This is a genomic window from Actinomadura sp. DC4 (assembly GCF_030406325.1).
Lineage (GTDB): Bacteria > Actinomycetota > Actinomycetes > Streptosporangiales > Streptosporangiaceae > Actinoallomurus.
On the sequence record NZ_JAUEQY010000032.1, the window covers coordinates 22,740 to 28,823 of the forward strand.

Sequence of the window (6,084 nt, forward strand, 5' to 3'; positions counted from 1 at the left end):
CTCACTCCTCGCGTCGTGCCTGCGCGATCACGCCGCAGATCTCGTTGATCGTGGGGGCTTCGTAGAAGGTCTCGAGCGGGATGTCGACGCCCGTACGCCGGAAGATGCGCGCGGAGATCTGCGTCACGATCAGGGAGTTCACGCCGAAGTCGAAGAGGTTGTCATCGAGGCCGACCTCGCCGGCGCGCAGCACGTCGCGCCAGATCTTCGCGACCGTCTCCAGGTCCTCCTCCCGTACGCCGGCCGACCGGGTGACGGCCGGCCTCCGCGCGCGGCCCGCCTCCGGGGACAGCCGGCCGACGTCCAGGCGGCGGTCGGGTGTGAGGGGGAACTCCGGCAGCGTGACGTAGCCGACCGCCGTCCCCTCGGGCAGCGTGGCGGCGAGCCATCCGCCCAGCTCCTCCTCCGCCGGCGGCTCGTCGCCCGCGGGCAGGAGGTAGGCGAGGAGACCGCCGTCCTCGGCCGTGGTGACGGCGCAGCGGGCGACGGCGTCATGCGCGCCGAGCCGGGCCTCGACGTCGGCGAGCTCGACCTCCTGCCCGTTCAGCCGGATCCGGCGGTGGTCGCCGCCGAGGAAGTCCAGCTCGCCGTCGGGCCGCCACCGCGCACGCTTGCCCGTGCGGGCGAGCCGCGAGCCGCCGGACCCGAAGGGGTCGGGCGCGAACCGCCCGTCGTCGTCCCGCGCGAGGGCGGGCCCGGCGACGCACAGTTCGCCGGGCGAGCCGATCGGCACGAGGGCGCCGGACGCGTCGAGGAGGTGGACGCGCGCGCCGGGGACGGGCCGGCCGATCGCGACCGTCTCCGCGCCGGGCGCGACCTCGCCGCAGGTCGACCAGAGCGCGGCGTCATCGGTGCCGTGGACGTTCCAGAGCCGCCGGAGGCGCGCGCGGAGCCGGCGGGCGAGCGTCGGCTGCAGGGTCTCGCCACCGCTGAGCGCCGTGAGGCCGGGGGCGTCCAGACCGGCGTCGAGGAGGAGCTGCCACAGGGAGGGCGTCGCCTGCGCGTGGGTGATCGCGTGCCGGCCGACGAGGGCGACCAGTCGCGCGGGTTCATCGGCCTCCTCGGGAGCGGGAACGACCACCCGCCCGCCCGCGGTCGCCGGCAGGAGGAGTTCGAGGGCGGCGCCCGGCGCCGTCACCCGGCTCAGCGCCAGGAACGTGCCGCCGGGCCCGAACTCCAGGATCGCGCGGAACGCCAGGAGCGCGCCGGTCAGCGCCCGGTGGTCGAAGCGGACGATCCGGCTCGGGCCGTCCGGCGTGGGGGAGAGGGCGGCGTAGGCGACGTCCTCCGGTGCGGGATCGGCGAGGGCGTCCGCGCCGCAGTTCCCGCAGACGCAGCCGTCCGCGTCGAAGGCCAGCACGGGCGGGCCTCCGGTCCCGGCCGCCGCACTCAGCACGGCGGAGACCCCGGACCGTACGGTGGGGCCGTCGGGGCCTGCCAGGAGGTACGCGGCCCCGGCCCGGAGCACGGCCAGCATGCCGGTGAGGGCGTCGGCCGGGTCGCCGGTCTCGATCGCGACGAGCGATCCGGGCGTGACGCCCGCGCACCGCAGGCGGCGTGCCAGGCCCTCGGTGGCGGCGTCGAGCCGCTCACCGGTCGTCTCGGCCGTCCCGCGCAGGACGGCGACGCCTCCGCGATCGGCGGCGACGCGCTCGGCGAACAGGTCCACGACCGTACGCTCCGCGGCGCCGGCGGGCTCGCCGGGGTTCGCGGCCAGGAGCAGTCCGCGCTCGGAGTCGCCCAGGAACGTCAGGGCGCCGACGCGCGTGTCGGGCGCCGCGACCGCCTGGTCGAGCAGCTCACGCCAGTGGCCCGCGACCCGCTCGGCGCTCTCGGCCGGGAAGCGCTCCTCGGGATGGTTGATGATGAAGCGCATGCCGTCGTCCTCGTTGAAGACGAGCACCCAGAACGCGCCGCGAGCGCTCTGGTTGGGAAGGCGTTCGCCGCGGATCCGCAGGCCCGGCAGTGTGTGAGCCGGGCTCGACCGCCGGTAGCTGATGGACACGGCGGTGCGCATGGCGGCCGGGCGCACCCCGGTGACGGCGCGGTTGAGCGGTACCCCGCGGTGGGGGGACAGCCCTCCCAGGTGCTCGTGCACGGCCGCGGCGAGCTCGCGGAAGGTCAGGTCACCGCCGACTCTCGCGGCGACGGGCAGCTCCTGGGCGAACGGGCCGATGGCGTCGGCGAACTCCTCCGGCCGGAGCCCGAGTGCGACCGTGATGACCGGATCGGCGTTGCCGTAGCGGTACAGCAGGGCGTACATCGAGGCCAGCAGGAGTTCGAACCGCGTCACGCCCAGCGCCTCGCCGGCCCGGCCCAGCGCGTCCCGCCGCTCGGCGCCGATGGTGAACCGGATCGTGTGCGCGGGGGCGGCGTACCCGATCGGGCCGGTGACGCCCGGCAGGGCCATCTGGTCCGGCTCCTGCCACCGCTCGCGCCAGAAGCGCCTCGCCGTGGGCAGGGCGGCGGCGATGCGGCGCTCCTCCCCGGCGGCGTAGCCGGCGAAGGACGCCGCGGGCGCCTCGGGCCCGGCGCCGGAGACGGCGGCCCGGTAGCAGGCGGCGAGGTCGCGGGTGAACAGGTCGAGCGAGGGGCCGTCGAACACGAGGTGGTGGGTCACGAGCAGCAGCGCGTGCCGGCCTGGGCCGAGCGGCGCCAGCACGAGGCGGACCAGCGGCCCGCGCTCGAAGTCGAAGGGGGCCGGCGCGTGCCGCCGGACGAGCTCGGCGAGCCGCGCCTCGGGGTCGCCCTCGCCCGGATCGTCGATCTCCAGCTCCGGCACGCGGTCGGCCGGGCGCATCCACGGGACGCCGCCGTCCTCCTCGAACGCGCTGGTCAGCACGGGGTGCCGGGCGAGCACGGCGGCGCAGGCCGTCCGGAGGGCGCCGGTGTCCAGCTCTCCGTCGAAGGTGATGAGACACGGCGCGTGGTAGGCGTCGTGCATGTCGCGGGTGCGTTCGTTCAGCCAGATCCCCTGCTGGGCGAACGACGTACGGCCCTGCTGGTGCCCGTCAGACATCGGAAGCCTCGATCGTGTGCGCGGACAGGTCGGTGACGAACGCGGTGAGATCCTCGGCCAGGTCCTCGACGGTGGGCTCGTCGAACGCGGCGGCGTTGAAGTCGAGCCGGGCGGCCATGGGCTCGCCCTGCTGTTCGAAGACGCAGAGCTGCGGCGTGCTCAGGCCGCTGCCGGGCGTGTCGAGGTCGTCGACGAGCGTCGGCGGAAGGTCGAAGGCCGTGGAGTCCAGGCCGGGCAAGTGCGGTGGAACGTGCCAACTGTAATAACCGAGGCAGGGGGCGTACGGGAACCGCGCGGCGTACTCGGCGTAGGGGTAGTCCTGCCGGGCGTGGGCGTCGAGGATCGCGGTGCGGGTACGCCGCAGCAGCTCGCCGAACTCCGGCTGGCCGGCCAGGTCGACGCGGATCAGCAGCGAGGAGAACAGGCAGCCGATCGCGTTCTCCGAGCCCGGCAGCGTACGCGCGGCGGCCGGCGAGAGCAGGACGATGTCGGTGGCCCCGGACCAGCTCGACAGCACGGCGCTCCACGCCGAGAGCAGCACGGCGAAGGGGGTGGCCGACGCCGCGCGGGCGACGCGCGCGACCCCGGCGGCCGCCTCGCGTCCGATCGTGAAGTCGTGGGAGCGCGGCCGCACCTCGTCGGCCGGCTCGCGGCCGGGGAAGATCTCCAGCGCGGCGGGCGCCCCGGCGAGCGCCTCGTCCCAGGCGGCGCGGTTGTCCGGCCAGCGTTCCCGCGACCGGCGGACGACCTCCGAGGCGGGCAGGACCGGGCCGGAGCGTACCGGGCGGCCCGCGCGAAGCGCGGAGTAGGCGACGCCGAGGTCGCGCAGCAGCGGACCCATCGACCAGGCGTCGAACACCAGGTGGTGGACCGCGAGCAGCAGCACCTGGTCGCGGTCGGCCACCCGGATCACGGTGGCCCGCAGCAGCGGGCCGTCGGCGAGGTCGAACGGCCGGTCGCGCTCGGCCAGTGCGAGTACGCGGGCGTGAGCCAGCCGCTCCCCGGCGTCCTCGCCCGCGGCGGCGACCCGGCGGATCTCCGGCGGCCGGTCGCCGAGCACGACGGGACGCCGACGGCCGGCGCCGCAGAAGACCGTGCGGAGCGCCTCGTGCCGCGCGACGACGTGGGCGAGAGCGGCGCCGAGCAGGTCCGGGTCGAGCTCGTCGGTGATCCGCAGCGCCACGGTGACGGGCGCCGGATGCCGGAGCCCGTCCGGCCCGTCCATCCAGGCGAGGAACGCCTCCTGCTGCGCGCTCAGCGGGACCTCGTCGCTCATGGCGTCACGCGTCACCGGGAGCGCGGGAGCGCTCCGCCTCGAGGCGTTCGCGGAGCTCCGCCTTGACCACCTTGCCCACCTCGTTGCGGGGCAGGGCGTCGACGGTGAGCCACCGCAGCGGGACCTTGTGCCGGGCCAGCCGCTCGCGCAGGAAGGAGCGCACCTCCGGCAGTGAGCCGTCCTCGCCGAGCACGACCGCGGCCGCGACCATCGAGCCCATCACCTCGTGCGGGACGCCGAACACCGCGGCCTCGCGTACGCCGGGGTGGTCGTACAGGACGGACTCCACCTCGGGGGTGGAGACCTTGAGACCGCCGGACTTCACGACGTCGCTCTCGCGGTCGACCAGGAACAGGCGGTCCTCCTCGTCGAGGTAGCCGACGTCGCCCATGCGCACCCAGCCGTCCTGGAAGACCGCGGCGTTCTCCTCGGCGGCGCCGTAGTAGGAGCGCGAGGGCGCCGGGCAGCGGAGCCACACGTCGCCGGTCTCGCCGGGCGGCAGCGAGGAACCGTCCTCACCGGCGATGCGGATGCCGACGTTGCCCACCGCGAAGCCGGCCGACTCGGGCTCTTCCGGATCGACCATGAGAAGGAGCTGCGCGGGCATCGCCTCGGTCGAGGAGTAGGCGTTGAAGACGGTCGCGCCCGCGAAGATCTCGGTCAGGGCGAGCGCGACGGACTGGGGGAGCGCGGCGCCGGACGACGCGACCATGACCACGCTGGAAAGGTCGTGCCGCGCGGCGGCGCCGGAGGCGATCAGGTCGATCGCCATCGCCGGGACAAGGAACACCGTGCCGACCGAGAACTCCGCGATCGCGCCGCAGAAGCGCTCCGCGTCGAAGCGTTCGAGGGCGAGCCCGGGAGGACTGGCCGAAAGCGAGTGGAACAGCGCCATCTGACCGGCGGTCGTGCCGATCGGAAAGGCGTGGACGAAATACTGCGAATGGTCGAAGAGCCGGTGGAGGGGCGTGAGCCGCTGGCCGAAGGTGAGGTTCTCGTGGCTCGCCGCGACGCCCTTCGGCTTTCCCGAGGTGCCCGAGGTGTAGAGGATCTGGGCGAGGTCGCCCGGCCGCGGGTCGACCTCGGGCGGTGGGGCGTCGCCGCGGTCGAGGTCGTCGAAGGGCAGGTGCGGTATCGGCGGCTCGCCGGTCCGCGGCACGCCCGTGACGGCCACCGTGGCGCCAGAGGAGGCGAGGATCTCGTCGCACTCGGCCGGGGTGGCGTTGTGCGGGACCGGTACGGAGACGGCCCCGGCCCGCTGGGCGGCGCAGTAGGCGATGGCGTACTCGGGCCAGCACGCGTTTCCGAAGACCAGGCCGACCCGGTCACCGGGCCCCACTCCAGCGCCTGCGAGCCCTCCGGCGAGACGTTCGGACCGGCGGTGCCAGTCGCCGAACGTGAGCGACGCGCCGCCGTCGAGCCGCAGCGCGAGGCGGCCGGGCTCGGTCCCGGCCCGCGCCGCGAGCAGGCGGGGAACGGTCACGACATCTGCTTCCCGCGCCGCGGTCGGCAATTTCTCGCCCATAAAGACCACGTCTCTCGCCGTCGCGGATCGATGAGTCCGAGTTGGGGACAGATAGGCCGCGACGGTACCAGCAGTGATGTTTACCGTCAACGACTAAATGCGCTGACCTGCTGTAATCATCCATTCGCGGACATGGCGTTTTTGTTGAAAATAAAACTGATCTTGACGGCTAGTGGAATTGTGACTATCATCCACCCTACCTTTATCTCGGCCAATATGTTTTCTGAGGCGCATGGCGTTTTTCACTGCTGAGAGCGTGGTCAG

General features: G+C 74.0%; 3 protein-coding genes. All 3 read right to left on the reverse strand.

The window, feature by feature from the left end; translation table 11 throughout:
* Window position 1 precedes the first annotated feature (1 nt).
* From QWU11_RS38210 to QWU11_RS38220, 3 genes are read right to left on the reverse strand one after another with little or no spacing between them, the layout of a single operon-like run.
* Window positions 2-3,019, reverse strand: coding sequence for a condensation domain-containing protein (locus tag QWU11_RS38210; protein ID WP_290119422.1), 3,018 nt, complete (start codon window positions 3,017-3,019; stop codon window positions 2-4).
* Window positions 3,012-4,295: a condensation domain-containing protein gene (locus tag QWU11_RS38215; protein WP_290119423.1), complete on the reverse strand. Its 1,284-nt coding sequence runs from the start codon at window positions 4,293-4,295 to the stop codon at window positions 3,012-3,014. Before QWU11_RS38215 ends, QWU11_RS38210 begins: the two co-directional genes overlap by 8 nt.
* Before the next feature lie 4 nt (window positions 4,296-4,299).
* Window positions 4,300-5,778 (reverse strand): AMP-binding protein, encoded by a 1,479-nt coding sequence (locus QWU11_RS38220; RefSeq protein ID WP_290119424.1) that lies wholly within the window; start codon window positions 5,776-5,778, stop codon window positions 4,300-4,302.
* Window positions 5,779-6,084 lie beyond the last annotated feature (306 nt).